The sequence below is a fragment of the Tenacibaculum larymnensis genome (genome assembly GCF_028829235.1).
GTDB classification, from domain to species: domain Bacteria; phylum Bacteroidota; class Bacteroidia; order Flavobacteriales; family Flavobacteriaceae; genus Polaribacter; species Polaribacter larymnensis.
Genome location: NZ_JAIWJY010000010.1, coordinates 126,987 through 151,454 on the forward strand (window position 1 = coordinate 126,987; position 24,468 = coordinate 151,454).

Below are 24,468 nucleotides of genomic sequence, written 5' to 3' on the forward strand. Positions count from 1 at the left end.
ATTTTACTAAAAATATATCATAAAATGAATGTAGGCAATGATATATATCAGATTAACTACACTAACAGTTTTTACTGGTGTTTAAATTACATTTTTGTAATACTTGATTGCTCTTAGATCCGTACCGATAAATGGTAATACCTTTAAGTTCATATTCCCAAGCTGTTTTATAAATTTTTGAAATCTCATTAACAGTAGTTTGTTCAGGTAAATTAATAGTTTTAGATACAGCATTATCGGTGTGTTCTTGAAATTTTTTTTGATGTTTTAAATGGTATTGCCAAGGAATATCTAAGCTAGTTTGAAAAATAGCTTTAATTTGTAGAGGAATTGTGTCTGTATTTTGAATACTTCCATTGTTTAAAACTTCATTTTTTAGTTCATTGTTCCAAAGCCCTGATTTTTTCATTTTTTGAATAAATAGCTCGTTTATTTCAATTTGAGTTTGATTATCAAGAATACCAACTCTTTTGTATGCCAAAGCAAATAAAGGTTCAATAGAGTACGATGTATTAGCAATTACAGAAATAGTGCCAGTTGGAGCAATGCTATTACAGGTAGCATTTCTTAAGGGAATGTTGCTAAAAGTACTTTTACTCCAATTAGGGAATACACCTTTTTCTTTCGCTAAATTTTCAGAAGCTTGGTAGCTTTCCTTCTTAATGAAGAGCATAAGTGAATCTGCTAAATTTAATGCTTTTTCTGAAGCATAAGGAATTTCTAGTAAAATTAAGAGTTCAGCCCATCCCATGATGCCTAAGCCAATTTTTCTATTGTTTTTTACAATAGATTCAATTTCAGGGAGTAAATAATAATTAGTTGTAATAACATTGTCTAGAAAACGAATGGCAAGTTGAATGGTTTTTGATAAACTATTCCAATCTAAAGTGTAATAACTATTTTTTTTAATAACCATTTTAGAAAGGTTAATAGAACCTAAATTGCAACTTTCAAAACTTAATAAAGGTACTTCACCGCAGGGGTTAGTAGCTTCTATACGTCCAATAGATGGAGTTGGGTTATGTTTATTTATTGTGTCTAAAAAAATGATTCCAGGGTCTCCTGTTTTCCAAGCTTCTTTTATAATAAGATTCCAAAGAAACTGTGTAGGTACTGTTTTGGTAACTTTGTTTGTTCTAGGGTTAATTAATTCCCAACTTTGATTGTTCTTTAGAGCATGCATAAAAGCATCAGTAACTCCTACTGAAATATTAAAGTTTTCAATTGCTTTTTTTGAAGACTTTGATGTTATGAATTTTTCAATATCAGGATGATTAATATTAAGAATCCCCATATTAGCTCCTCTTCGTTTCCCTCCTTGTTTTACATATTCTGTAGCGGTGTCGTACATTTTTATAAAAGCGATAGGACCTGAAGAGGTTCCATTATTAGAGCTTACTAAATCTTTTTTAGGACGCAGTTTAGAGAAGTTAAAGCCTGTTCCACCACCACTTTGATGGATTAAAGCAGCATTTTTTAAAGTAGTAAAAATACTATCTAAGTTATCTTCAATAGGTAAGACAAAACAGGCACTTAATTGTCCTTGTTTAGTTCCGGCATTCATAAGTGTTGGAGAATTGGGTAGAAACTTTAAGCTTTTTAGAAGATGATAAAATTGCTTTCTGTAAAAAGTACTTTTTTTTTCACAACTTGAAATACATTGTGCTACCCGCATAAACATTTCATCAGGAGTTTCTATTAACTCTCCTTTTTTGTTTCTTAAAAGATAACGACTTTTAAGGATTTGAATAGCATTTTTTGTAAGTGCATCCATGTAAAAGTTTACTTTTAATACTAGGTAGCTAAAGATATTTATTTTATGTAGTATAAAGAATGATAAATATCAGTTCAAATAATAGTGTTTTTCTAGTTTTTTAAGTGTTTAACTTTTGTTTATTCTTCGTGAAGAACAAGAAAAGGAATATTAGTATGGTAACTAATATGTTCTGTTTTAGAATGAAATAGAATTTGTTGGAAATAGTTTAAATTCTTTGCTACCATTGCAATAAGGTTTGTATTTCTGCTCTCAACAAAACACTGTATTCCTTTTTCTACCTTTGTATTGGTTAAATAATGATATGTGTAATTGAAACCATAAAAAAAATCACTTATAAGGTCTTTATGTGTTTTTTGATCTGTATTTAATTGTTCTTCTTTTTGACCGATATGTAAGATTCGTAAGGAAGAGTTGTTGTTCTTTAGAATATCTAAAATAGGCTGTAAAACACTTATTTCATAAGAAATAGCAAAATCTGTTGGAAAGGCAATTTCTTTTAATCCTGAATATGTTGCGTTTTTAGGAATTATTAGCGTAGAACATTTTACTTTAGTAATAACATCGCCTGTATTACTTCCAACAATATATTCTTTTAAAACAGAAGCTCCTTGAGCTCCCATAATTATTAAATCTATTTTTTTTTCTAAAACATGTTTGCGAACAGATTCTACAAAAAAACCGTAGTTGGTAAGTGTATAAAACTTATGGTTTTTATTATGAAATAGCTCTCTGGAAATTCGTTTTAATATTTCTTTTAAGCGTTTTTTTGTTGGTCTTGTATATAATTCCTCTATGTCATTTTGTTTGGATAAAGGTAGGATGTTGTCTTTTTGAAAGTCAAGAATGTTGTTGTTAACATGTAGTATGTAAAAACTACAGTTTCTTTCAGCAAAAAAACTAATTCCGTATTTTAATGCATTCCATGAGTTTTCGGAAAAATCTGTTAGAAATAAGATATTTTTCATTTTAAACCTCTCTTAGCCTAAACAAACCTAAAAGGAAAAATACTCATAGGAAATGATATTGGTCATAACTGTGTAGAGGTTAAAAAGATTTTAAAATATGTTGGAGCTTTTGTAGATCTATAATTTTAATGTTTCGTCCTTCAATTTTAATTATACCTTGTTTTTTAAAGTTTGACATTGCTCTAATTAAGGTTTCGGTAGCGATTCCAGCAACACTGGCTAAGTCGCTTCGAGAAATGTTTATAGGATCTTCTGTTTTGTTGTTTAGTTTTTCAGCAAATTTAAGAATAGTTAAAGCGGTTTTTTTTTGCACAGAGCTATATGCCATTTGTAATAATTGACTTTTCATTCCTTTAAGATCATTTGTTAAAAGTTCCATGAGTTCTAAAGTAACTTTATGATTTTTATTTAGAATATCTTTAAGTTTACTTTTAGTGAGGCCTATTATTTGGGTGTCTTTTATAGCTGTTGCTGTTTCTTGATATGGAATATTATGAGTAAAAGAAGTGTAACCGAATAAGTCATTTTCTTTGTAAAGCGCCATAGTTAGCTCTTTACCTCGTTCATCAAACTTATAAGATTTGACAACCCCTTTTATAACTAAAAAAATTAAGTTTGAATTATCTCCTTCTCTGTAAATAATGTCGTCTTGTTTATAATTAAAGGTAGTGCCATTGTTTTTTAAAAAAAACTTTAAATCATTTAAGTTTTGTATTTCTTCTTTATTACATATTACACCCCCCTTAAGTACTTTTCTTTTGTCTTTTAATATTGCAGCTTTTGCTATACGACTTTCTATTGTGTTTATAAGCTCGTCTTCATTAAAAGGTTTAGTAAGATAGTCGTCAGCTCCCATATTCATGCCCTTTCTTATGTCTTGTCGTTCTGTTTTTGCAGATAAAAAAACAAAAGGAATATATTTAGTATTGCTTTGTTTTGCTAGCTCTTGAAGTACACTATAACCATCTACTTCTGGCATTAAAATATCACAAATAATTATATCAGGAAGTGTTTCAATTGCTTTGTCTATACCAGTTTTTCCGTTAGAAGCTGTAATTACCTCATAGTTTGAGAGCTTTAGTAACTCAGAGGTGTTTTCTCTTAAAATAGCATCATCTTCTATTAGTAAGACTTTTTTCATAGTTTAACAGTGTTAGGTAGTTCTATTGTAAAAATAGTTCCGTTTAGTTCTGTACTATCAAAGTAAATTTTACCATTTAAATTTTCCATATGGTTTTTAACAATATTTAGCCCAATACCAGTTCCTTGAGTTAGTAGAGCATTTTCAGCTCTGAAATAACGGTTAAATATGTTTTTTTGATCTTTAGCAGGAATACCTATGCCGTTATCTTTTACTTTGAATGTGGTTTTGGTATTATCTTGAGTGATACTAATATCTATTTGAGTATTTTCGGAAGAATATTTTATAGCATTATGTACTAAATTAGATAAAGCCAATTCTACAATTTTTTCATCTTGATATAAAGAGAAAGAATCAATGTTTTCTGGGTAATTTATTTTTTGTCCTTCTTTTAAGATCATATTAGCATTGTAAACCACTTCATTTACTATTTTACTTAATTTAAAAGTGCTTGGAGAGTATCTAATTTTACCTTTTTCTAGTTTGTCGATTGTTAAGAAATCATTTAAAATGTTATTGAGGTAGTGTACTTTGTCAGATATAATTTTAATATGTTTATCGCGTTTATCTTGCTGTTCTGTTAATTTGTACTTACTTAATAATATAGCAGATGTTAAAATACCGCTTAATGGAGTTTTGAATTCATGGGAAACTAGTGATAAAAAGCCTGTTTTTAATTCGTTAAGTTCTTTTTCTTTTTTTAGAGCTAACTTAGTTTTCGCTTCAGCTTTAATACGTTTTTTATTTTCTGCTTCTAAAGCAAGAACCATGTTTTTTAATTCATGAGTTCTTTTTGAAACTTTTTCTTCTAAATTTTCATTTAATGATCTAATTTTTTGTTCTTGTTCTTTACGAGTTGAAATATCTATCACCAATGCCATGACATATTTCTCTTCATAAACAGAAAAAGGATTAAGTCCTGCTTCAACAGGAAACACACTACCATTTTTACGAACAGCAAAAATATCCCTGCCCTGACCCATTTGTCTTGATTCTTGTTGCTTCATAAAGTTTTTAACATGGTTCTGGTGCTCTTTATGGTAGTTTTTGGGAATTAAAATGTTAAGAGGTTGTCTTATGAGTTCTTCTTTGTCATAGCCAAACATTTTTTTAGTAGCATCATTTACTTCAACAATGTTTTGATGGCTATCAACTACTATAACACCTTCAGAAATTGAACCCAGAAGAACTTCAAAAATATCTTTACCTTGTTGGAACATTGTAAGTTAAGTTAGCTTTTAAAGGTATTAAATAACTTAAAATTAAAGTAAAAGTCAAGATTCTTTCGAGGTAAGAGTTAGGTGGTTTTGTTTAATATGTAGATTTTTATTTGGCTTGTAAGTTTACTAATGCGGATTAACTGTGAAAACAAAGCGATATAAAAGCAAAAGCTAAACTTTAATAGAAAATAGATATCTCTTTCTAAAAGATTATTTTTTTTGAAATTAACTTAAGTATCTGCTGAAAAAACTTTTGCGTAATTTACTCCTAGTGTCTTCTATTAATTTACTAATTTTTTCTTTAGTAATTCCCTTAATTGTAGATATTTCGTCTAGGTTAAACTTGTATTCAGAAGAAAGTTCAAAGACTGACTGCATGTTTGTTGGTAATTTATGCAGAATCATCTGTATATGTCTTTGGGTTGTAGTTTCATCCAATTCTTTATCAAGCTTATCAATATAGTTTTGTTCTTCATCTTTAACAAAAACATGATTTAATGTATAATTATTTTTATGGTAAGAACTGTCATCAAGTTCATCCATCATTAATAAATCACCTTCAGCGTCAGCACTAAACTTTTCTTCCATCTCATTCCATTCAGGTTTAGAGAAATCGTCAATGTTCTTAAAAAAAAGTTCATCAAATTCTTCTTCTTCAATGGTGTTTTCAAGTAATTGGTCTGCTTTTTTAAATAGCCATAAATAAAAATTATCTGCTTTTTTTACTTCATTAATGTTTTCATAGACTTCTACAAATAACTGGTCGATAAAATCATTAGCATTGTATTTGTTTTTAGGAAAGTGTCCCTTGCTAATCGCAGCAACTAGTCTTTGATTAACATACTTTTTAATACTTGGTAAAATTTTTAGTATTAATGTGTTGAAAGTTTCTTTATCTCCTTCTTCTTTTGACTTAATAAGGAGAGGAAATGCTTGTGCTACAAAGATGTGAAACTCTCGTTGCTGATAATTTATTTTAGTATTTTTCATCTGCTTTGTCAATTAGTTTAATTTTACTTTATTGGTCAGACCCTAATATTCTCTTATATTCTTCGTAGGCTTCTTTTGATATTTCACCTTTTGCAAAACGCTTTTTTAAAATATTTAACGGATTATCTTTTTTTGTTTTCTGAGTGCTATATGATACTATGAAAAGTCCTATAATGAAAATAATCCATATGAACCACCATATAACATGTATGTCAAAGGTGTATTTATAATGAAGCATGATTGTTATTTTAAAGTTTACTATTTTTTATTCATCCATAACCTCTTTGGAGTTCATCTTTTTCATGCAAGATTGTATACATTCATAATTAATCATTCCCCTTTGATGCATCATTTGTAACATTTTATCTACTTGAGTGCTATCATTCATTATTTGATGCATCATATTTTTATTTCCGTGCATATTATTCATCATCACTCCTTTATTCATCATCATTTGCATAGCGTGCTCATTATTATGTGCTGTTTCCATAAACTCAGTCATATAGTCATGATTTTCTGTAATAGCTTTGAATATTTCAGATTTTGTTTCATGCTCTTTAAGTAGCTTTTCTACATCAGGTTTAGAGTTACAACTAACTAATATTTGTATTCCTAGAGCGAGTAAAAGAATTATTGATTTTTTCATGATATTAAAAATTCATTAATAATTATTTTATACTGTAAATCAGTAAAAGAAGGATGTTGAAAAGTAAAAAGAATTTTAGTTGTTTGAAATGATATATATCAGACTAATAAAATTGGGAAAAAGGGATTAAGTTTACTAAAAATAGTGGTTTAATTGATGGTTGTCATTTTTTATATTTTTAAAATTCAATATATTAGTATGTTAAATGTCATATGTAAATGAAGATCCCAATGGAAAGAAAAAATTTATATGGCTATATCATAAATAGTATTATGGTTATAGCTTTAGGTGTTGTTTATTTAATAAATTTTACTACTGATAATGGTTTTTGGAATTGGGTTTCATTAGGGTTGATAGTTGTTATTTTGGGAATGTTAACAACAGTTTTTTTTATTTTAAAAGAGCAACTAAAAGCCAAAAAAAAATCGGAAGAAGAACTTTTAAAAAGTCAAAAACTATTACACTCAATAATTGACAATACAACAAATGCTATATCAGTAAAAAAGATAAATGGCGAGTATATGCTGGTGAATAAGAAGTATCAGTCAATTTTTGAAGTATATGATAAAGATTTAATAGGAAAAACGGACCACGACATTTTACCAAAAGAATTAGCAGATAGGTATCTTGACGCTGACCTGGAGGCTTTGAAGCTGGGAAAAGAAATTCAAATGGAGGAGGAGATTGAGCAGTCAGACGGAAAGCATACATATTTATCAGTAAAATTTCCTTTGTTTGATATTTCTAATAGGGTATATGCTATTGGAAGTATCTCTACAGATATTACAGAAAGAAAGACAATTATGGAATCGCAAAAGGAGGCGGATACTTTTTTCAATATTTCTACAGATAGCTTAGTTATAGCATCTAATGAGAAGTTTTTAAAAGTTAATTCTTCTTTAAGTAATCTTTTAGGGTATACAGCTGAAGAACTTTTGAATACTCCGTTTGCTACCTATATTTTTCCTGAAGATCTTGAAAAGACTGAAAAGGCAATTAAAAAGTTAGAAGAAGGCGCGAACTTAGTAAGTTTTAATAATAGATGGATTTGCAAGGATAAAAGTATTAAATGGTTGTCTTGGAATGCCACTTCAGATACAAGCACAGGAACCTTGTATGCTGTAGCTAGAGATATTACTAAAGATTTATTACTTCAAGAAGAGAGTGAAAAAAGAATTAATGAGTTGTATGAGAATCAGCAAAAGTTGAATATGATTATAGAAAACATTAGTGATGGTGTGTTAGTTGCCAATACTGATAAGCAGGTTATATTGGCTAACGAGGTTGCTAATGAGCTTTTTGGTATAGAAGATGATTCAAAAATATCTGTTGACTTTTCGGATCATTTTAAAGTGCTAAACTCATATGATGGAAAGGTTTTTCCTGTTCAAAGCCTACCAGCTGAACTAGCCTTAGAAGGTAAAATAACTAACGATATTGATGTGTTATTAATGAACAAAGAAACGAATGAAGTTAGAAGGGTTTTGTTGAGTGGAAGACCTATAATTGATAATGAAAATTATATTGCCGCTGTGGTTGTAACGATTAAAGATATAAGTAGGTATAAAAGGTTAGAAGCGGAGTTAAAAAGAAAAGACCAAGAATCAAGAAGGAAAATTGGTTTTAAAAAAGATGATTCAAAAAAGAAAGAATAATATTGCTTGAAGGGGGCAGAACAAGTTATTTATTCTTTTCGGCTTTTTTCTTTTGTCTTTCTAATTTTCTAAAATATCCTCTTGTTAAAAAGTTGTGCTTAAAAGCTTCCATATTTTCATTAAATTTTTCTGTTCCTTCGTTTATATTTTGAAGTGTGGATTTTAAACTGTTAACCAAAGAGGTGTCTTTAGTGATGTAGTTAAAAGCTCCTTTACTTGAGTTAAAATCATCAACCAAAACATTAATATTTTCTACAAGGCTATCAATTTTTACACTTGATGCATCAATGTTATTTAAGATAGATTTTAATTTTTTACCTGAAATAGAATCATTAATTAACACCCCTAAAACGGTGTCGTCGTCTGTTTTTAACGAAGTTATAACTTGGTTTAATTCATTAATTGTACTAGATGCTTGGTAACTTATTTTCTTTAAGTTGCTAACAGACTGTTTCATGTCTTTTGCCATAATGGTATCGTTCAGTAAAACTCCTAAAGTACCTTTACCTTCTAATAGTTTGTCGGTTATTTTTAAGAGATCGGCAGTAAGTATTGCTGCATTTTTATTGGTAACACTTAAGGTGTTTAAAATATCATCTGTTCCAATTTTGTTATAAGACCTAATGACATCTCCATTTTTAATTAAAGCTTCTGTTTTTTTTCCTGGAACGATATTTACAATCATATTCCCAACTAACCCGTCAGAACCTATAGTTGCAACAGCATTTTTCTTTATATGAATGGCTATTTTTTTATCAATTACCATATTTACTTTTATGGTAGAATCATTAATCATAGTTATGTCTTTTACAGTCCCTATGTTTATTCCTGAGTAACGAACATTATTTCCGTTTTGTAATCCATTAACATTTTGAAAGTAAGCACTAATAGTAAAGTTTTCTTGAAACATACTTTGACGTTGCCCGATGAGGTATATAGCAAAAACAAAAAGAATTGTACCTATAGATACAAATAATCCTAATCTAAATTTTTGTGAGTTTGTTGTTTTCATAATTTTTATTTAAAAAAAGCTTTAATCTTAGGATCTTCAGAGTTAGATAATTCTTTAAATGTTCCTGTAGCATAATCAATACCGTCAATAAGTAAGATCATTCTATCTGAAATAACACGTGCACAATCTACATCGTGGGTAATAATTAGCGATGATGTGTTGTATTTCTTTTGAATATCTTGCATTAAGATAATAATTTCTTTCGCAGTAATAGGGTCCAGTCCACTTGTAGGTTCGTCATATAAAATAATTTTTGGCTGTAGAATAAGGGTTCGTGCTAAAGCAATTCGTCGTTTCATACCTCCAGACAATTCAGAAGGCATCATGTCTATTGTGTGGACTAATCCAACATTTTTTAAAGCTTCAACAACCAGTTTTTCTGTGTTAATTAATTTTTTATTCTTTCTTGTACGACCTCGCAATGGAAATTCTAAATTTTCACGGACAGTCATAGAGTCATATAGTGCGCTACCTTGAAATAGAAAACCTATGTCGGTTCGTAAAATATCTAAAGCCTCTTGGTCTAGTTTGGTTATATCGTGATGCATCACTGAAATAATCCCTTCATCAGCTTCCATTAAACCTACTAAACATTTAATCATAACCGATTTTCCAGACCCTGATTTTCCCATGACTACTAAATTTTCACCTTCATAAAGGCTCATGTTAAATCCATTAAGCACATGGTTGTCTCCAAAAGCTTTGTATAAGTCTTTAATTTCTAGAACTACTTTTTTGTTAAGGGTATTTGTCATAATTCAAAAAAGATATCAGTTACAAAAACGGCTATAAAATCAATAATAAAAAGTAATAAAGAAGCAGTTACAACAGCTGTGTTTGTAGCTTTACCAACACCAGCAGTTCCTTTTTTACAGTTATACCCCTTAAAGCAACCAATAATTCCTATTGCAGCTCCAAAGAAAAAGGACTTTATTGTAGCTGGAACTACGTCTCCAAACTTTATAGCATCAAATACTTGATTAAAATACAAAATAAAAGAGACATCTCCTTTTGTGCTTTCAACTAAAAAAGACCCAAGCAAAGCAACAGTATCAGCTATAATTACTAGTAAAGGGAGCATGAGAGTAACGGCTAAAACTCGGGTAACTACTAGATATTTAAAAGGATTTATGCCAGAAACTTCCATAGCATCTATTTGTTCGGTAACACGCATAGAACCTAATTCGGCGCTAATACCAGAACCTATTTTACCTGCACATACTAAAGCAGTGATTATAGGGCCTATTTCTCTTATAATTGAAATACCAACCATAGAAGGCATCCAAGATACAGCACCAAACTCCATTAAAGTTGGGCGAGTTTGCAAAGTAAGAACTAAACCTATTATAAAACCAGTAATACTAACTAATAGTAACGAACGATAACCTATTTGATAACATTGCAGCATTAGCTCCTTTAACTCAAAAGGTCGTTTAAAAGCTTCTTTAAAGAAACGAGCTGTAAAAAAAACTAATTCCCCAATTTCTATAAAAAATGACTTTAGCTGCTTAGTTAAGATATCAAAGCGTAGCATAAGTTAAGTTTAATGTTATTATTAAATATATATTGATCAAAAGGTGTTTAAAATGATAAAAATCATATTAAGAAACTGATAGATATCATTTCAAATAAAATATTTTGATTATAAATTTAAGTATAAATTTTAAGTAAATGTGTTATGAGTATAGGGTTAGTTCTTTCAGGTGGAGGTAGTAGAGGTATTGCTCATGTTGGAGCGATAAAAGCTTTAGAAGAGTTTGGGCTTTTTCCAACACATATTTCAGGGTCTAGTGTAGGAGCTGTAGTCGGCTCATTATATGCTTATGGTTATGACTGGAAAGATATGTTAGAGTTTTTTAAAAGTGTTCAAATATTAGATATTAAAAAATATGCATATAGAAAGCCTGGGCTTATTGATACTGAAAAGTTTTATAAACAGTTTAATGCTTATTTAAAGGAAGATAATTTTAACCATCTTGAAAAATCATTAGTAATTACAGCAACAGATATTTTAAAAGGAATTCTAAAAACATTTAACGCAGGAGAGCTTATAAGACCTGTATTGGCATCTGCAGCTTTTCCTGGTGTTTTTGCTCCCGTAAAAATTAACAATTCTTATTATATAGATGGAGGAACACTTAATAATTTTCCAGTAGGGTTATTAAAACCGCAATGCGATATAATAATAGGGAGTTATGTAAATGGTTTCAGTCCTGTAACCATTAAAGAATTAAAATATTCTCATAACGTTATGAAGCGTGCTTTTAGACTTAAATATTTTAAGGATGATTATGCAAAATTTAATGATTGTACTCTGGTAATTTCATCAAAAAAAATAAGTAAGTATGGTATTTTTGATAAAAAACATCTTGATGAAATTTTCACTATTGGTTATGATAAAGCGAGAGAGGTGCTTACCAATCAATTTATACTTAAACAAGCGGCAAGTTTAAAGAAAGCTATAAATTGATAATTATCATTTAACAAAGTTACTAGAGAACTTATCTTTATTAAATAACAACGATAAGTATAAAGGTCAACAACAAAGCATGTCTAAGATATTAAAAATTACTTTTACCCTTGCATTCATGATTACCTTAAAGGTTTGTCTTTTAAGAGATGAAAACACTATTTCAAAGGGAAAAGCAATTGATGATAAAGCTATAGCTCAATCTACATTACCAATTATGGTTAAAGTTTGTAACAACATTATTGTAGAAAATTATTTTGAGTATATAGATTCTATTGTCAAAAAGTATGATTCATTAGTTCCTTATACGTTGACAGAGCATCTCTTAGTTAGGTCAAACCCTTGGGTTATAGATACACTTCAAAATACTGATTATTATAGGATGAAAGCTATGGATTCTTTTGTTTTTAGTCAGAAAAAAATGATTGTCTTGCCTATGGGATCATTAATAGTAATCCCTGATTCTACGGCAGCAAAAAAGGTGCTTAATTCTTTTCAAAAGACAAGTATAGATATTAATATTCCTGAATTTAAACTTAGAATATATGAAGATTCTCTAAAGTTATATGACTTTCCTATAAGAGTAGGAAGAAATGAAAAAAAATACTTAAAAATGTCTGACAGGATAGAGGATTTAAAAACGAAGACAGGTAAAGGTTTTATTGTGAATTATGTTCGAAAACCACGTTATGTAAATCCAGTTAATAATCATGAGTATTTTACTACTAAAAGAGATGATGATAAAAGAACTGAGCTACCTCAAATTCCTTTTATTGAAACAGAAATAAATGGTATACGTAATGGGCAAATGATACATCCAACAACAAACCCTATAACTTTAGGAAAAGCGTATTCTCATGGTTGTATTGGAACAAGGGAGGCAGATGCTTGGGTTATTTATTATTATGCGCCAATTGGTACAAAAATAAAGATAAGATACGATTTGGAAATCTTAGATAAAGACAGGCAAAAAAAATATTTAAATAATATTTATAAGAAATAAGGTTCTTATTTAAAAACTTTGTAGCTGAGTTCGTTTTCTGTTGCTTTTTTATTATTCCAACAATTTAGATTGTAAATAGTAGTGCTAGCAATATTGGTTATTGCTTCATTGGTTAAAAAGGCATGGTGGCCAGTAATAAGTACATTTGGCATAGCTATTAATTTTACTAAAAGTTTATCCTCATGAGCTTTTTGAGAGTCATTACTAAAAAAAACACCTTTTTCTTTTTCGTATACATCAATGCCTAAAGCTCCAATTTTTCCGTTTTCTAATCCTACTATTATATGTTCTGTATTAATAACGGCACCTCTGGCTGTGTTGATAATAATAACACCTTTTTTCATTTCAAAAATCAAGTCACTGTTAATTAGATGATAGGTTTCTTTAGTTAAAGGTGTGTGTAAAGAAATAACATCAGCCTTTTTGCATAAAGTTTTTAAAGATACATATTGTAACTGATAAGTATCAACAAGCTCTTTATTCTCTTTAATATCGTGTCCTAATAATTTACATCCAAAACCATGCATAATTTTACACATAATAGAGCCTATTTTTCCCGTTCCAACAATACCAATTGTCTTGTTGTTTAAATCAAAACCAATAAGGTTCTCTTGAGCAAAGTTAAAATTACTTATACGCTTGTTAGACTCAATCAACTTTCTATCTAAAGCTAGCAAAAGTGCAGTAGCGTGTTCAGCAATAGCATAAGGAGAATAAGCAGGTACATTAGCTACCTTAATATTGAGGTTGGAGGCAGTTTTTAGATCTACATTGTCGTATCCTGCCGATCTTAAAGTTATATACTTAATTCCTAAGCTATCCAATTTTGTTATGATAGCGGAGTCAGCTTCATCTGCTGCAAATATAGATACGGCATCATATCCTTTAGCTAATGTCACTGTTTTTAATGATAAAGCTTCTTTTAAGAATGTTAGTTGAAGCTTCTCTTTATTAGCTTTTTTTAAGTGAGGTATTTCAAAACTTTTGGAACTATATACAAGTACTTTCATGATAAAAATAATTAGTTGAGTTTAATCTAAAATATTGATTAATAGGTTTGTTTTCAATGATATTTGTCATTTTTAAATAGTGAGTTTAATATAAAGTCTTGAGTTTTTATTGATAGTGAAAGAATAGAAACTTTTATAAAAAAAACTTAAACATTAGCAAAAAAGAGTACTATAATTAAAATAAGAAGTCCTATTAAAAAACTACTATAGGCTAGTTCTAAATAAAAATAACCACGTTTCATTTCTTTTTCTAATAAAAACATGGTTCGAACTTGATTGCCTATTTGTAATTCTTGACTATTTAAAACTTTGTTGTAAGCTTTTTCATACTCTTCCAAAGTTTTACCGCTAGACATACCAATCATAAAAAGGTTTTCTTCTCTTTTCTTGTACTTAGAAACAACATCTCTTTTAAACCTCTTGTAAAAGGCTAAACTATTAGGTTTAGAAGCTAATATGGAGAATATTAAAGAAGTAAACGATGTTATAATTAGAATAACGGCAATTTTAATACCGAAGTGAATTTCGGTAATATAATTAAAGAAAATAACAGATGCTGAAAGTATTGTAGCGTTTACTTTTAGCATAATTGCTGCTTTTCTATCAATTAAGTTTAGAGTGCTGAGGTAGAATTTATTTTGATTTCTTTGATAAGTAGCGAAAGATTTCCTAGGCTCTTTTTTTGTAGCAAATAAGCCTATACTTTCTTTAAGTTCGGTTTCTTTAGTAGTCATCTCTATAAAGTTTGTGCGATAAAGATTTACTGAGAGTGCTATAACTAATGAAGAGTTGTAAGTGTTAGTTTTGTTTCATTCTGTCTGTTTGTTGTTGATTAATTCAACACGTTGGTTATACTGTAAAATTAAATCGCTAGTAAATTGATAATTTATTCTTAGAAAAAATCTTTTCGAGGAGTGACTTAAAGATACGAAAAAAATATGTGTTTTTATTTTTTTGGTGTTGAAAATGAGTTGTCTGTAGTTTTTGGTTTGGTGAATGATTGAAAAAAAAGATGAATTAAAAATTAATAGAATCCTTTTTTTAAGTAATTAGTAAAAACAAAAAAGCACCAACTAAATGTTGATGCTTTAAAGGTGGTCCCACATGGGCTCGAATTATTTGTTTGTGGTTGTGTGTGGAAATTCAAAAACTCAATAAAACATAGGTTTAGTAGGGAGTTGTTATGTGTTGTTGTTTTGTGTAAATACAGTTAAAAATAGTTTTTCTTTCCCGTTATCTTTCCCTTTTTGTTATATTTGGGAAAAATTGTAATTATGTATTTTTATCTTAAACAACCCAAGTCAGACAAAGCTACAGTAATTGATTTAATTTATCATTTAAAAGCTGAAAAGAAAAACTTCAAATACAGTACAGGACAAAAAATAATTCCTGCGGATTGGGATTTTTCTGCCAGATACCCAAAATTAAAACGTGGAGCATCTGGAAAAAAGAATAAACAAATAGCTCTTGTTTTGGATAATTATAGGAAACATTTAGAAGATACTATTTCTGATTTTAAAATTCAAAACCGACATTTAACAAGAGAAGATTTAAAACTAATTTTTGAGAAAAAATTTAATGCAAATTATAAGGATGATAAGATACCTTTTAATGTCAAAGATGCTATTGAAGTATTTATTGAAAATAAGAAAAAAGGAGGTGGAGTGTCGGATAATTGGAAGAAGAAATACACCAATTTAAAGAATAAGATAACCTTATTCGATGTTTATAAAAAAAGGCAAACAGTTTTTACAGATTTAAACGAAAATTGGTTAGATGCTTATTGCGGTTTTTTACGTGATTTCCCGAACTTGGTAGACAAGAAAAAAGCTAAAGAAATAAAGTCTATAGTTCCAAAAGTAGGTCAATCAGACAATACATTATATAGGCATGTTAATTTATTATTCACATTTTTAAAATGGGTAAGAAAAAATTATAAAATTGAAATTCAGGAGTTAACAAATCCAGTTGATGAATACGATACTGATGATGTTCATTTGACAGACGAAGAAATAAAGAAAATAGAAAAGGTTTATTTAGGAAGTGAAGTTTTGCAGAGAGCTAGAGATATTTTTTTGATAGGAGTATATTCAGGACAACGCTTTTCGGATTATTCTGTTTTTGAAAAAGAAGATATTGTACAAACTAAAAAAGGAGAAATAATAATCAAAAGGGCAGATAAAACAGAAAAAGAAAGTTTTATTCCCTTGCATAATAAGTTAAGAGTATTGTTGGATAGGTTTGATTGGAAGATACCTAAAATGTCTACACAAAAATTTAATCCATACATTAAGGAAGTATGTATGAGGGCTAAAATTAATAATATAGTAAAGAAAACTACCCATAGGGGAAATAAGAAAGAAGTAGAATATCAGGAAAAATGGAAAATGGTAGTCAGTCATACAGCAAGAAGAACGTTTATAACATTGTCTTCAGAAAAAGGAATGCCTGACCACATCATTATGAAGATTACAGGGATAAGAAATACAGAAACTTTAGCTAAGTATAAAAAAACAAGTCAAGATTCTGTATTTGATTACATGAATACTACTTGGGGTTAAAACGTTCTTTTAATTACCTTAAAAATTTGATATACCTCATTAAGGCCTAACTCAAAATCTGAATACTCGGGACTTTTATTTCTACTATGGCAAATAATCGTCCCGTTTTCTTTATCCAGTCCGATAATATCCTTGTGAAAAACATTGTGCTTAGAAAGAATTATCCACCCGTATAAAGTAGGGTTAAATCCATTCATCCAATGATGGCGTCCAAGCTCTCTACCCAATACCAAAGCTCTGTTAGGCGTATCATTAATTCCTCCCCCGTTCATACTATCATTTTTAGTTCTAAATGCTTCGTAATTACCACGACCGTACTTCTCTACATTAAAAGTCACTTCCTCCCACTCATAAATCACATTTGCATCATCTAGTGTTTCTAAAAAAGAAGAATAGGCATCAAAAGGAATCAATCGTGTAGTTACGTTAAAACTACCATCAGGTTTTTCCACAAAAACATTCCCATTCGCATTGACCATAATATCCTTGTTCACAAGCTCTCCCTCTCCCGTAAGTAAATACATATAGTTAATCTCTTTATATCTATTAGTAATCGCTTTGGCAAGTTTTGGACTTATTTTACTCCTCCCATTTCTTACATAATAGATACGAGAATTACTATTGTCTCCAATCTCAACCGATAAGCGGTTAGCTTTGATACCTAAATGGTCTAATAACTCCTGTAAAATTTCCGAACTGGTTTTCAACATCTTATCAATTTCTTTAAATTATTTTATCCACAATTTATTCTAAAAGTTGACAATTGATTTTATTTTTGCATCATAATTGTCCACGAATATAGCAATTAACGATAGATTATTGGTGTTTGTGAGCAGAAAATAAAAAATAGCAAAAATTTAAAAATTGAATATGACCCAAGCAGACTTATTAAAAGTAAACCTTAAAGCCTTAACCATTTTTAATGCCAATGATACCATGCTTACTGTAGATGGTTGCGCAAAATATTTAAAAGTACATCCTAACACGGTTAAAAACCGCATCCATAAAAACACCATTCAAGCAATCTTTCAAGACGGTAAATACTATATCCCAAAAATTCAATTTTTAGAAAAGATAGTAGAGAGCTTTGAACAATAACCATGAAAAAGAAAACGCAAAAAGCGCAAAAACACTACAGCGATAAGTAAGCACTTATTGTAAGTAGCTCACAACATTCAGGTTGTGGGTTACTTAAAAAAAAGCTTTAAAGACACAAAAAAGAGTAAACCATTTATTTTATTATGAATTACTCTTTTTATTAAAGTTTAATGATTAGTTTTTTATAACACTAATGTAGTGTTATAAACATCTTTATCGCATATGCAATTTATGAAAAAAATATTGATTTACAGTATATTGTAACAATAGGCTAAAAAGTTTAGTGATTAGCTCCTTTACTAACCACCAAACTTATATTCACAACATAAAACTTAGTATTATAAAAATATTGTGCAATGTTAAAAGCACTTACTAAGTATTAGAAAAACAAAGGTACAAAAAAAGGTTAGTGACAGCTAACCGTTTAAAAAATTGCTATGAAAAAGAAAAAAATTCTGCAAGGACGCAGAACCTTTTAAGAACCTCAAAGATATGAAAAAAAGTAATGTATCGCTAACAGCGATAGGATTGTACAATCAAAAAGTACATAAGTATTTACAAAATACAACGTTGGATGCCATTACCCAACTAGCCATCAAGCTATTTAAAGACAATGCACAACGCAATAAGCTAAACAATGCGCAATACAACAAATCCGTAGAGGAGTTTAATACCCAACACGGGTATTTGCTTTTAAAAAAGGGAAAAGACTATGAAAAAGCAACAAGCAAACACTATAATTATATCAACTATCCTTTTTTAGATAGAAGCGCAATGAAAAGCACGATGGATAACTACCGTCAATATGTACATAGCTATAATCAGCAAGCTGTAGAATATAACAAAGCCATAGCTGAGTATAACAAAATGGTCATAACTCCTAGTACTCCAACACTAGTTCAACAAGTCGCAGACTTTACAAAAAAATACCGTAGTGAATTTACAAGTACCTACAACAAGGCTGTAGTCAAATTCAATGCGCAAAAAAACGCAAACTATATCGCAAAAAAGCGCAAACCAACCATCAAGTACTCTACAGAGCTTTTATTTTTATGTTTTGGTAGGCTTTTACATCGCCCAGTTAAAACAACGCAATTCATATCTCTTAGAAATGAATCGTCCAACCAGTGTATTAAAAAATGCCTTACCAAAGCTAACCATAGACCATCGTAAATTAGCGACACATACCATCGCAGAGATACCAAGCTCGCTATTTGCAAAAAGACAGCGCAAAACCACATCAAACGACTTAGAGAAGCCAACATCTTAATCAACTATACATATACCAATCAATACAAACCCATAACCGTTAATTTCCATCCTGAAATTCTAACAATTTTAGACGGAAATCCACCAAAACCCAAAAGAATTGAAAACCAATTTTTTAAACAGGAGAACTGGAAAGAATTACCAGATAATAATGATACTACTAGAACCTTTTTATTAAAAGAAAAAGAAATAAAAGACTGTGTACATAACATAGGATTTCAAAAGGAAGAATTTACCTGTCCTGCGGACGGCTTCTACAAGAACACCACAGTGATAAGTAAGAAAACAACAATTCGCCCGTGCCAAACTTCCGAAGCAGTCAAATCCTTGTTGCCTGATTTTTTAAAACAAGAAAAAACAAGTCAAGGCACAAACAGCCCGCTTACGCATAATTTTTTAGTTCGATTGCAAGACGATAGAGAACTAGCGCAAGAACTCGCAGACGGTGTGTATGATAATTACAAAGGATTGCGTTATGACTATTTGCAAAAAATAGAACTCTACGCCAATGTAACTACTGAAGAATTTAAGACAATTTTACTACAAGATTGTATCAAAACATCTGCAAAATTGTGGAAACAACACAATGTCTATGTAGGCGAAAGGAAAAAAGCCATCAATTACCTAAACAACGAACTATTTACAAACATCACTCAAAAGACAACCCTAATTCAAAAACTCAAAGAATACCGTTGGAAACTAGAGTTTGCTCGCAAGTGGTTTATCAAATCACAAGTAACCGCATTGTACCCCTCGTTGTATTTTGATAAAACACGTACCCAAACCCATGAAATAGGCTTTTTTGGTTTACACAAAGTTTGGAAAACCCATGTAAAGTATCAGGAAAAAAAGGCAATAGAAAAAGCGCAACGACAAACGCAACAAAACGCAAGAAAGCGCAAAGCGACCTATCAAAAGAAAATTACAACAGCCATCAAGAAATATGAAAAAGGCAATTATACGGCAAAACAGCTATATACCTATGTGCAAACCAACCTACCACATAGCTATCTGTCAGCATTGCTCTCTAAGACACACTCTATATAAAACTAAAACACTTAATTAAAAATATGTTATCAATGGATTTTAGAATGACTCATAAATTAACTAATACAAATTATTTTTTTTCTATATAGAAATATGATCTTCTGTTTAGTTGGTGTTCTTTTTCGGTACACTTATTTTGTTTTAAGTCGTTACAATTGTTTAACAACTGTTCTTCGCCATAACCAATAGCACTTTTTATTCTTTTAGAAGAAATACCTCTTAATAATATATAGTCTCTAGTGGACTTGGCTCTTTTGTCTGATAATAATTTGTTATATGCTTTCGAACCTCTGCTGTCGGTATGAGATTCAATTATTATGTTGATATTAGGATTGTCTTTTAAGACAGAAACAATATGTTCTAACTCGTATTCGGCATCTTCACGAATATTATATAGATCAAAATCGAAGTAAATAGGTTTTATAATGATTTGATCATCTACTATTAAAGATTCAAGCTGGATGTTCTCAGTAATTAACCTTTTGTTGACATCAAGTGTTTTTGTGTTTTTTTGAGAATTTCGATAATCTTTTTTTGAAACAACGACTACAAAACTCTTTTCGCAATCTATTTTTTCAAATAAATAACTACCATCTTTCTTGGTTGTTTTAGTCAAAATGGGTTCTCCTTGTTTGTTTATAAGCTGAACGGTAGCATTGGGAATAGGGTTACCTGTTCTTGAGTCTGATATAACTCCTTTAATATTTTGTTTACAATCGTATATTTTAAAACTATAAATATCATCATCTCCCTTACCTTCTTTTCTGTTGGAAGAAAAGTAACCTTGAGTATGTTTGTCGTTAATAATGAAAGCAAAATCATCAAAAGAACCATTTACAGGGCTTCCTAAATTTACTGGTTTTGTATAAGAGTTACTAGTGATTTTTGCCTCAAAAACATCTAAACCTCCTAAGCCAATATGTCCATCAGAAGAAAAATACAGAACATTATCATTTCCTATAAAAGGAAACATTTCTTTACTTTCTGTATTAATAGGCTTACCAAGGTTTTCAGGTTTTCCATAGGTGTCGTTTTCTAAAATTGCTATTTTATAAATATCAGTATCTCCGTAGCCATTTGGCATATCAGAAACAAAATAAAGTGTTTTTTCGTCAGGGCTAAGGGCAGGATGTCCGCAAGAAAAACTATTACTATTAAAAGGCAGTTCTTTTATATCTTCCCAAATTTTTCCTCTTTTAGTAGCTTTATAAATTTTAAGATGAGAGATATTATTTTCATCCCCTATTAATCGCTTGCCATCAAAGTTATCTCTGGTAAAATAAGCTGTTTTTCCATCTTTAGAAATAACAATGTTTGATTCGTGATACTTAGAGCTTAACTCTTCAAGAATGATAGGTTTACCTACATCCAAAAATTTAATAGAATCGTTACTTTGTTTTGCTTTATAAATGTTTAAATATGGTTGATTATTCCATCGATAGAGTTTTTTGTCTTTTTCTGTTTTGGGTTGGGTAGAAGAAAAGTATAAACGATCATTATGAATATGCCCACCAAAGTCTGAATAAGAAGTGTTACTAGACAGGTTGTGGATGTTTATATATGTCTTTTCTCGATTAGAGTATTCAACAAAATAATTAGTGTTTTCTTCTAACGCCTTCACACGACTATCGTTTTTATTTAATTTTAATAGCCACTTGTCAGATTCTTTTATTTTACCATTAGTTTTTAAAACTTGGGCATATCTAAATATATGCTTGGGTTTAGCAGAGTTTTCGTATAATTTCATTAATTCTTGATAGTTTTTTTCTGCCATAACATATTTAAAGTTAAAGTAATAAGAGTCTCCTAATCTACTTAATACAGTATAAGAATTATTTCCTTTGTTGTATATGGATTGATATAATTCAGCAGATTTTTTGTAAGAAAACTCTTCAAAATATCTGTTAGCAGCATACTTTCGTTGGCTGTTAATGGTGGTTGGTATAAATACTATTATAAGTAAAAAATGTATTGCTTTTTTCATTTCATTTTATAATTTAAAAGAATCTAGGAGATTTCATTGCTAGTTCTTTGAATATTTCCCATTTAATCATTAGTTCATAGGTTCCAGAATTGTAGTTACTGTAATTAGAGGTAGTGAGGTCGTAAGCTAATCCTATATGTAAATTTCTAGAAGCTTGAAGTCCTATCAGAGCACTAATAGAATCATCCCACCTCCAAGCTATACCTGCTGTAAATTTTTCATTGAAAAGAAAATTAGCCGATACATCTAAGGATAAAGGTGCGCCATTTACAATTTTTGTTAAAAATGCGGGTTTAAACTTAATATTTTCGTTTAAATTAAATACATACCCACCAATTAAAAATAAGTGCATTCGTTCTTTTGCGATATCACCTCCATTATTAGAGTCATCATAATGATCTGTGTTAATGAAGTTAGGAATAGCTGCTCCCAAATACCAGTTAGAAGTGTAGTAATAAATACCGGCTCCAATAGTTGGTAAAAACCTGTTAATGTTTCCAGTTAAACTTTTATCGTCTCTATCTTTAACAAGGCCTTTGTTCCAATCAACATATAAATGTCTTGCTCCAAGTTTCAACCCAAAAGCCAAATTTCCTTCATCACTGGTACGAACTGTATAAGAAGCATTGATATCCAGAAAAACCTCATTGGCAGGGCCTATTCTATCATTAGTAAGGTTAATACCTAGCCCAACACCGCTAAAGCCTAGAGGAGTATCGAAACTTAGCGTTTGAGTGTCTGGGGCACCTTCAATACCAACCCATTGAGTTCTTGCAAGAGCATTTATTATAGTATGTCCGCTTGATCCAGCATATGCTGGGTTCACACTCATAGTGTTATACATATATTGAGTATATTGAGGATCTTGTTGAGCATTTACATTTATTAATATTTGTATTAAGAATATTAATGTGTATAAGTGTTTTAATTTCATATTATTTTTTTTATCTATTAATGTATAACCAGCCTACTTTTGGTTTTGATCCATCACCTAAATCGATAACATAAAAATAGGTGCCTGAAGGTAATTTTTCATCAACATTAATTGTTGTTCTTCCATTAGAAGTTCCGTTAAAAACAACGTCTTTATTGTTATAGCCAGAAGCTTTGTATACAGTGTTACCCCATCTGTTAAAAATCTCAACAGTATTATTACTATATTCAGGTCTGTCTATACAAGAGATGAAGAAAATATCATTATCACCATCACTACCAGGAGTCATGATGTTATAGGGAGTACCACATGGTTTTGTGTTAGGATCCAGATAGTCGGGAATACCATTATCATCGGTATCAAGAGCATCGTTGGTTGTTGGGTCAGAGTCACCAGGATTTTCATCTGAAGTATTAATACCATCGTTGTCATCATCAATATCTTGAAAATCTGGAATACCATCTCCATCATTATCAGAAATGTCTACAGGAGTGCCTCCGTTATCTGTGTCATAAGTATCATCCAAACCATCTCCATCTGAGTCATTTCCAGAAGGAAGGCTATCAGGTATCCCATCACTATTATCATCATTTCCTTCAATAACATCTGGAACCCCATCATTATCACTATCAGTATCAAGACTGTCAGGTATATCGTCTTCATCAGTATCTATGTTGCCATCTCCTTCATCGGTATCTAAAATTCCATCATTATCATCATCAATGTCGGTAATATCAGGAATTCCATCATTATCAGAGTCTAGTAAACTGTATGAATGAGTATCAGTAGCAGAAGCAGTATTTCCAGCAGTATCAGTAGTAGTAACACTTGCTTCTACAGTCGTGTCTGAGTCAGCTGCTAAGTCAGAACCTGTTACATCAATGCTGTAGTTTCCACTGGAATCTACCGTTCCTGTATAGGTATTTCCGTTGATTATTAAGGTTACAGTATCACCTGTGTTAAAGTCACCAGTCACAGTTCCAGTCACAGGGATGTTAGTTCCTGCTTCTACTGCGTCAATGGTATTGTCTGAAGTGATATTATTAATGATAATAGAAAGGGTAGGAGGTGTGGTATCTACATTGTACAGATGAGTATCAGTAGCAGAAGCAGTATTTCCAGCAGTATCAGTAGTAGTAACACTTGCCTCTACAGTCGTGTCTGAGTCAGCTGCTAAGTCTGAGCCTGAGACATCTATACTGTAGTTTCCGCTGGCATCTACTGTTCCGGTATAGCTGTTTCCGTTGATTATTAAGGTTACCGTGTCGCCTGTATTGAAGTCACCACCGACCGTTCCGGTTACTGCAATAGTGTTTCCTGCTTCTGTTGCATTGACAATGTTATCTGCCGTGATGTTGTCTACACTAATGGTAGGAACTGGATCCGTCGTGTCTACATTATAAACATGATTAGTGTTCGCAAAGCAAGATTTAGTCGATAGGAAGCTTCCATTTACAGTTGTGTCTGTGTCAGCTGCTAAGTCTGAGCCCGGAATATTTATGCTGTAGTTTCCACTGGCATCTACTGTTCCGGTATAGCTGTTTCTGTTGATCACTAATGTTACAGTGTCGCCGGTATTGAAATCTCCGCCTACCGTTCCGGTTACTGCAATGGTTGTTCCTGCTTCTGTTGCATTGACAATGTTGTCTACTGTAATATTATCTATAGTTAAGTTAACTACTCCTC

The 24,468-nt window shown here is 30.6% G+C and carries 22 protein-coding genes; 7 read left to right on the forward strand and 15 right to left on the reverse strand.

Annotation, left to right across the window (positions count from 1 at the left end; genetic code table 11):
- Positions 1-61: 61 nt before the first annotated feature.
- The 6 genes from LCI24_RS14085 to LCI24_RS14110 all read right to left on the reverse strand — a co-directional run bounded on the left by LCI24_RS14085 (position 62) and on the right by LCI24_RS14110 (position 6,739).
- Positions 62-1,774: an adenosylcobalamin-dependent ribonucleoside-diphosphate reductase gene (locus LCI24_RS14085; RefSeq protein WP_274640947.1), complete on the reverse strand. Its 1,713-nt coding sequence runs from the start codon at positions 1,772-1,774 to the stop codon at positions 62-64.
- A 119-nt stretch (positions 1,775-1,893) separates the two neighbouring features.
- Positions 1,894-2,742, reverse strand: a complete 849-nt coding sequence (locus LCI24_RS14090) for a universal stress protein (RefSeq protein WP_274640948.1) — start codon at positions 2,740-2,742, stop codon at positions 1,894-1,896.
- A 79-nt stretch (positions 2,743-2,821) separates the two neighbouring features.
- Entirely contained in the window at positions 2,822-3,883 is a 1,062-nt protein-coding gene (locus LCI24_RS14095) for a response regulator (RefSeq protein WP_274640949.1), read from the reverse strand.
- Entirely contained in the window at positions 3,880-5,103 is a 1,224-nt protein-coding gene (locus LCI24_RS14100; RefSeq protein ID WP_274640950.1) for a PAS domain-containing sensor histidine kinase, read from the reverse strand. The genes LCI24_RS14095 and LCI24_RS14100 overlap by 4 nt, the downstream gene beginning before the upstream one ends.
- 225 nt (positions 5,104-5,328) lie before the next feature.
- On the reverse strand, positions 5,329-6,093 hold the full coding sequence (locus LCI24_RS14105; protein WP_274640951.1) for a sigma-70 family RNA polymerase sigma factor: 765 nt from the start codon (positions 6,091-6,093) through the stop codon (positions 5,329-5,331).
- Positions 6,094-6,358: 265 nt separating this feature from the next.
- Positions 6,359-6,739, reverse strand: coding sequence for a hypothetical protein (locus tag LCI24_RS14110; RefSeq protein WP_274640952.1), 381 nt, complete (start codon positions 6,737-6,739; stop codon positions 6,359-6,361).
- Positions 6,740-6,969: 230 nt separating this feature from the next.
- On the opposite strand from LCI24_RS14110, the gene LCI24_RS14115 reads away from it, so the two are divergent.
- Positions 6,970-8,394 (forward strand): PAS domain-containing protein, encoded by a 1,425-nt coding sequence (locus LCI24_RS14115; protein ID WP_274640953.1) that lies wholly within the window; start codon positions 6,970-6,972, stop codon positions 8,392-8,394.
- A gap of 25 nt (positions 8,395-8,419) precedes the next feature.
- On the opposite strand, the gene LCI24_RS14120 is transcribed toward LCI24_RS14115, so the two are convergent.
- Genes LCI24_RS14120 through LCI24_RS14130 form a run of 3 tightly spaced genes read right to left on the reverse strand, consistent with a single transcriptional unit; the run spans position 8,420 to position 10,940 of the window.
- Positions 8,420-9,406 carry an MlaD family protein gene (locus LCI24_RS14120; RefSeq protein ID WP_274640954.1) on the reverse strand — a complete coding sequence of 329 codons (987 nt, stop codon included), beginning with the start codon at positions 9,404-9,406 and terminating at the stop codon, positions 8,420-8,422.
- Positions 9,407-9,411: 5 nt separating this feature from the next.
- Complete coding sequence (locus LCI24_RS14125) at positions 9,412-10,161, reverse strand: ABC transporter ATP-binding protein (RefSeq protein WP_274640955.1); 750 nt, start codon at positions 10,159-10,161, stop codon at positions 9,412-9,414.
- The gene (locus tag LCI24_RS14130; protein ID WP_274640956.1) at positions 10,158-10,940 is read right to left on the reverse strand and encodes an MlaE family ABC transporter permease; all 783 of its coding nucleotides are present in this window, start codon (positions 10,938-10,940) and stop codon (positions 10,158-10,160) included. Before LCI24_RS14130 ends, LCI24_RS14125 begins: the two co-directional genes overlap by 4 nt.
- A 144-nt stretch (positions 10,941-11,084) precedes the next feature.
- Between LCI24_RS14130 and LCI24_RS14135 the strand changes: the two genes are divergently transcribed.
- Positions 11,085-11,876 (forward strand): patatin-like phospholipase family protein, encoded by a 792-nt coding sequence (locus LCI24_RS14135; protein ID WP_274640957.1) that lies wholly within the window; start codon positions 11,085-11,087, stop codon positions 11,874-11,876.
- Positions 11,877-11,955: 79 nt separating this feature from the next.
- Positions 11,956-12,879, forward strand: a complete 924-nt coding sequence (locus tag LCI24_RS14140) for a L,D-transpeptidase (protein WP_274640958.1) — start codon at positions 11,956-11,958, stop codon at positions 12,877-12,879.
- A 5-nt stretch (positions 12,880-12,884) separates the two neighbouring features.
- On the opposite strand, the gene LCI24_RS14145 is transcribed toward LCI24_RS14140, so the two are convergent.
- Both LCI24_RS14145 and LCI24_RS14150 read right to left on the reverse strand, forming a co-directional pair.
- Entirely contained in the window at positions 12,885-13,889 is a 1,005-nt protein-coding gene (locus tag LCI24_RS14145; RefSeq protein ID WP_274640959.1) for a 2-hydroxyacid dehydrogenase, read from the reverse strand.
- Between the two features lie 146 nt (positions 13,890-14,035).
- Positions 14,036-14,623, reverse strand: coding sequence for a Pycsar system effector family protein (locus tag LCI24_RS14150; RefSeq protein WP_274640960.1), 588 nt, complete (start codon positions 14,621-14,623; stop codon positions 14,036-14,038).
- 540 nt (positions 14,624-15,163) lie between these two features.
- Here LCI24_RS14150 and LCI24_RS14155 point away from each other — a divergent pair.
- Entirely contained in the window at positions 15,164-16,450 is a 1,287-nt protein-coding gene (locus LCI24_RS14155) for a tyrosine-type recombinase/integrase (protein ID WP_147431753.1), read from the forward strand.
- Here LCI24_RS14155 and LCI24_RS14160 read toward each other — a convergent pair.
- Positions 16,447-17,160, reverse strand: coding sequence for a hypothetical protein (locus LCI24_RS14160; RefSeq protein ID WP_121148664.1), 714 nt, complete (start codon positions 17,158-17,160; stop codon positions 16,447-16,449). The genes LCI24_RS14155 and LCI24_RS14160 overlap by 4 nt on opposite strands.
- A gap of 160 nt (positions 17,161-17,320) precedes the next feature.
- On the opposite strand from LCI24_RS14160, the gene LCI24_RS14165 reads away from it, so the two are divergent.
- From LCI24_RS14165 to LCI24_RS14175, 3 genes are all read left to right on the forward strand, one after another.
- Positions 17,321-17,548, forward strand: a complete 228-nt coding sequence (locus LCI24_RS14165) for a helix-turn-helix domain-containing protein (protein WP_147431754.1) — start codon at positions 17,321-17,323, stop codon at positions 17,546-17,548.
- Positions 17,549-18,040: 492 nt separating this feature from the next.
- The gene (locus LCI24_RS14170) at positions 18,041-18,721 is read left to right on the forward strand and encodes a hypothetical protein (RefSeq protein WP_274640961.1); all 681 of its coding nucleotides are present in this window, start codon (positions 18,041-18,043) and stop codon (positions 18,719-18,721) included.
- A 366-nt stretch (positions 18,722-19,087) separates the two neighbouring features.
- Positions 19,088-19,864, forward strand: coding sequence for a hypothetical protein (locus tag LCI24_RS14175; protein WP_274640962.1), 777 nt, complete (start codon positions 19,088-19,090; stop codon positions 19,862-19,864).
- A 70-nt stretch (positions 19,865-19,934) separates the two neighbouring features.
- Here LCI24_RS14175 and LCI24_RS14180 read toward each other — a convergent pair whose 3' ends face one another.
- From LCI24_RS14180 to LCI24_RS14190, 3 genes are all read right to left on the reverse strand, one after another.
- Complete coding sequence (locus LCI24_RS14180) at positions 19,935-21,848, reverse strand: OmpA family protein (protein ID WP_121148672.1); 1,914 nt, start codon at positions 21,846-21,848, stop codon at positions 19,935-19,937.
- 13 nt (positions 21,849-21,861) lie between these two features.
- On the reverse strand, positions 21,862-22,782 hold the full coding sequence (locus LCI24_RS14185) for a PorP/SprF family type IX secretion system membrane protein (RefSeq protein ID WP_121148674.1): 921 nt from the start codon (positions 22,780-22,782) through the stop codon (positions 21,862-21,864).
- A 10-nt stretch (positions 22,783-22,792) separates the two neighbouring features.
- The coding region (locus tag LCI24_RS14190) for an Ig-like domain-containing protein (RefSeq protein ID WP_274640963.1) at positions 22,793-24,468 on the reverse strand (1,676 nt) is incomplete at its 5' end.

What these genes read in the sequence shown, in the direction of transcription:
- LCI24_RS14170 (WP_274640961.1), top strand. Translation starts at nt 18,041, where the DNA reads ATGAAAAAAAGTAATGTATCGCTAACAGCGATAGGATTGTACAATCAA.
- LCI24_RS14150 (WP_274640960.1), bottom strand. Translation starts at nt 14,623, where the DNA reads ATGACTACTAAAGAAACCGAACTTAAAGAAAGTATAGGCTTATTTGCT.
- LCI24_RS14140 (WP_274640958.1), top strand. Translation starts at nt 11,956, where the DNA reads ATGTCTAAGATATTAAAAATTACTTTTACCCTTGCATTCATGATTACC.
- LCI24_RS14145 (WP_274640959.1), bottom strand. Translation starts at nt 13,889, where the DNA reads ATGAAAGTACTTGTATATAGTTCCAAAAGTTTTGAAATACCTCACTTA.
- LCI24_RS14130 (WP_274640956.1), bottom strand. Translation starts at nt 10,940, where the DNA reads ATGCTACGCTTTGATATCTTAACTAAGCAGCTAAAGTCATTTTTTATA.
- LCI24_RS14115 (WP_274640953.1), top strand. Translation starts at nt 6,970, where the DNA reads ATGGAAAGAAAAAATTTATATGGCTATATCATAAATAGTATTATGGTT.
- LCI24_RS14180 (WP_121148672.1), bottom strand. Translation starts at nt 21,848, where the DNA reads ATGAAAAAAGCAATACATTTTTTACTTATAATAGTATTTATACCAACC.
- LCI24_RS14185 (WP_121148674.1), bottom strand. Translation starts at nt 22,782, where the DNA reads ATGAAATTAAAACACTTATACACATTAATATTCTTAATACAAATATTA.
- LCI24_RS14095 (WP_274640949.1), bottom strand. Translation starts at nt 3,883, where the DNA reads ATGAAAAAAGTCTTACTAATAGAAGATGATGCTATTTTAAGAGAAAAC.
- LCI24_RS14085 (WP_274640947.1), bottom strand. Translation starts at nt 1,774, where the DNA reads ATGGATGCACTTACAAAAAATGCTATTCAAATCCTTAAAAGTCGTTAT.
- LCI24_RS14090 (WP_274640948.1), bottom strand. Translation starts at nt 2,742, where the DNA reads ATGAAAAATATCTTATTTCTAACAGATTTTTCCGAAAACTCATGGAAT.
- LCI24_RS14125 (WP_274640955.1), bottom strand. Translation starts at nt 10,161, where the DNA reads ATGACAAATACCCTTAACAAAAAAGTAGTTCTAGAAATTAAAGACTTA.
- LCI24_RS14160 (WP_121148664.1), bottom strand. Translation starts at nt 17,160, where the DNA reads ATGTTGAAAACCAGTTCGGAAATTTTACAGGAGTTATTAGACCATTTA.
- LCI24_RS14110 (WP_274640952.1), bottom strand. Translation starts at nt 6,739, where the DNA reads ATGAAAAAATCAATAATTCTTTTACTCGCTCTAGGAATACAAATATTA.
- LCI24_RS14135 (WP_274640957.1), top strand. Translation starts at nt 11,085, where the DNA reads ATGAGTATAGGGTTAGTTCTTTCAGGTGGAGGTAGTAGAGGTATTGCT.
- LCI24_RS14105 (WP_274640951.1), bottom strand. Translation starts at nt 6,093, where the DNA reads ATGAAAAATACTAAAATAAATTATCAGCAACGAGAGTTTCACATCTTT.
- LCI24_RS14165 (WP_147431754.1), top strand. Translation starts at nt 17,321, where the DNA reads ATGACCCAAGCAGACTTATTAAAAGTAAACCTTAAAGCCTTAACCATT.
- LCI24_RS14155 (WP_147431753.1), top strand. Translation starts at nt 15,164, where the DNA reads ATGTATTTTTATCTTAAACAACCCAAGTCAGACAAAGCTACAGTAATT.
- LCI24_RS14100 (WP_274640950.1), bottom strand. Translation starts at nt 5,103, where the DNA reads ATGTTCCAACAAGGTAAAGATATTTTTGAAGTTCTTCTGGGTTCAATT.
- LCI24_RS14120 (WP_274640954.1), bottom strand. Translation starts at nt 9,406, where the DNA reads ATGAAAACAACAAACTCACAAAAATTTAGATTAGGATTATTTGTATCT.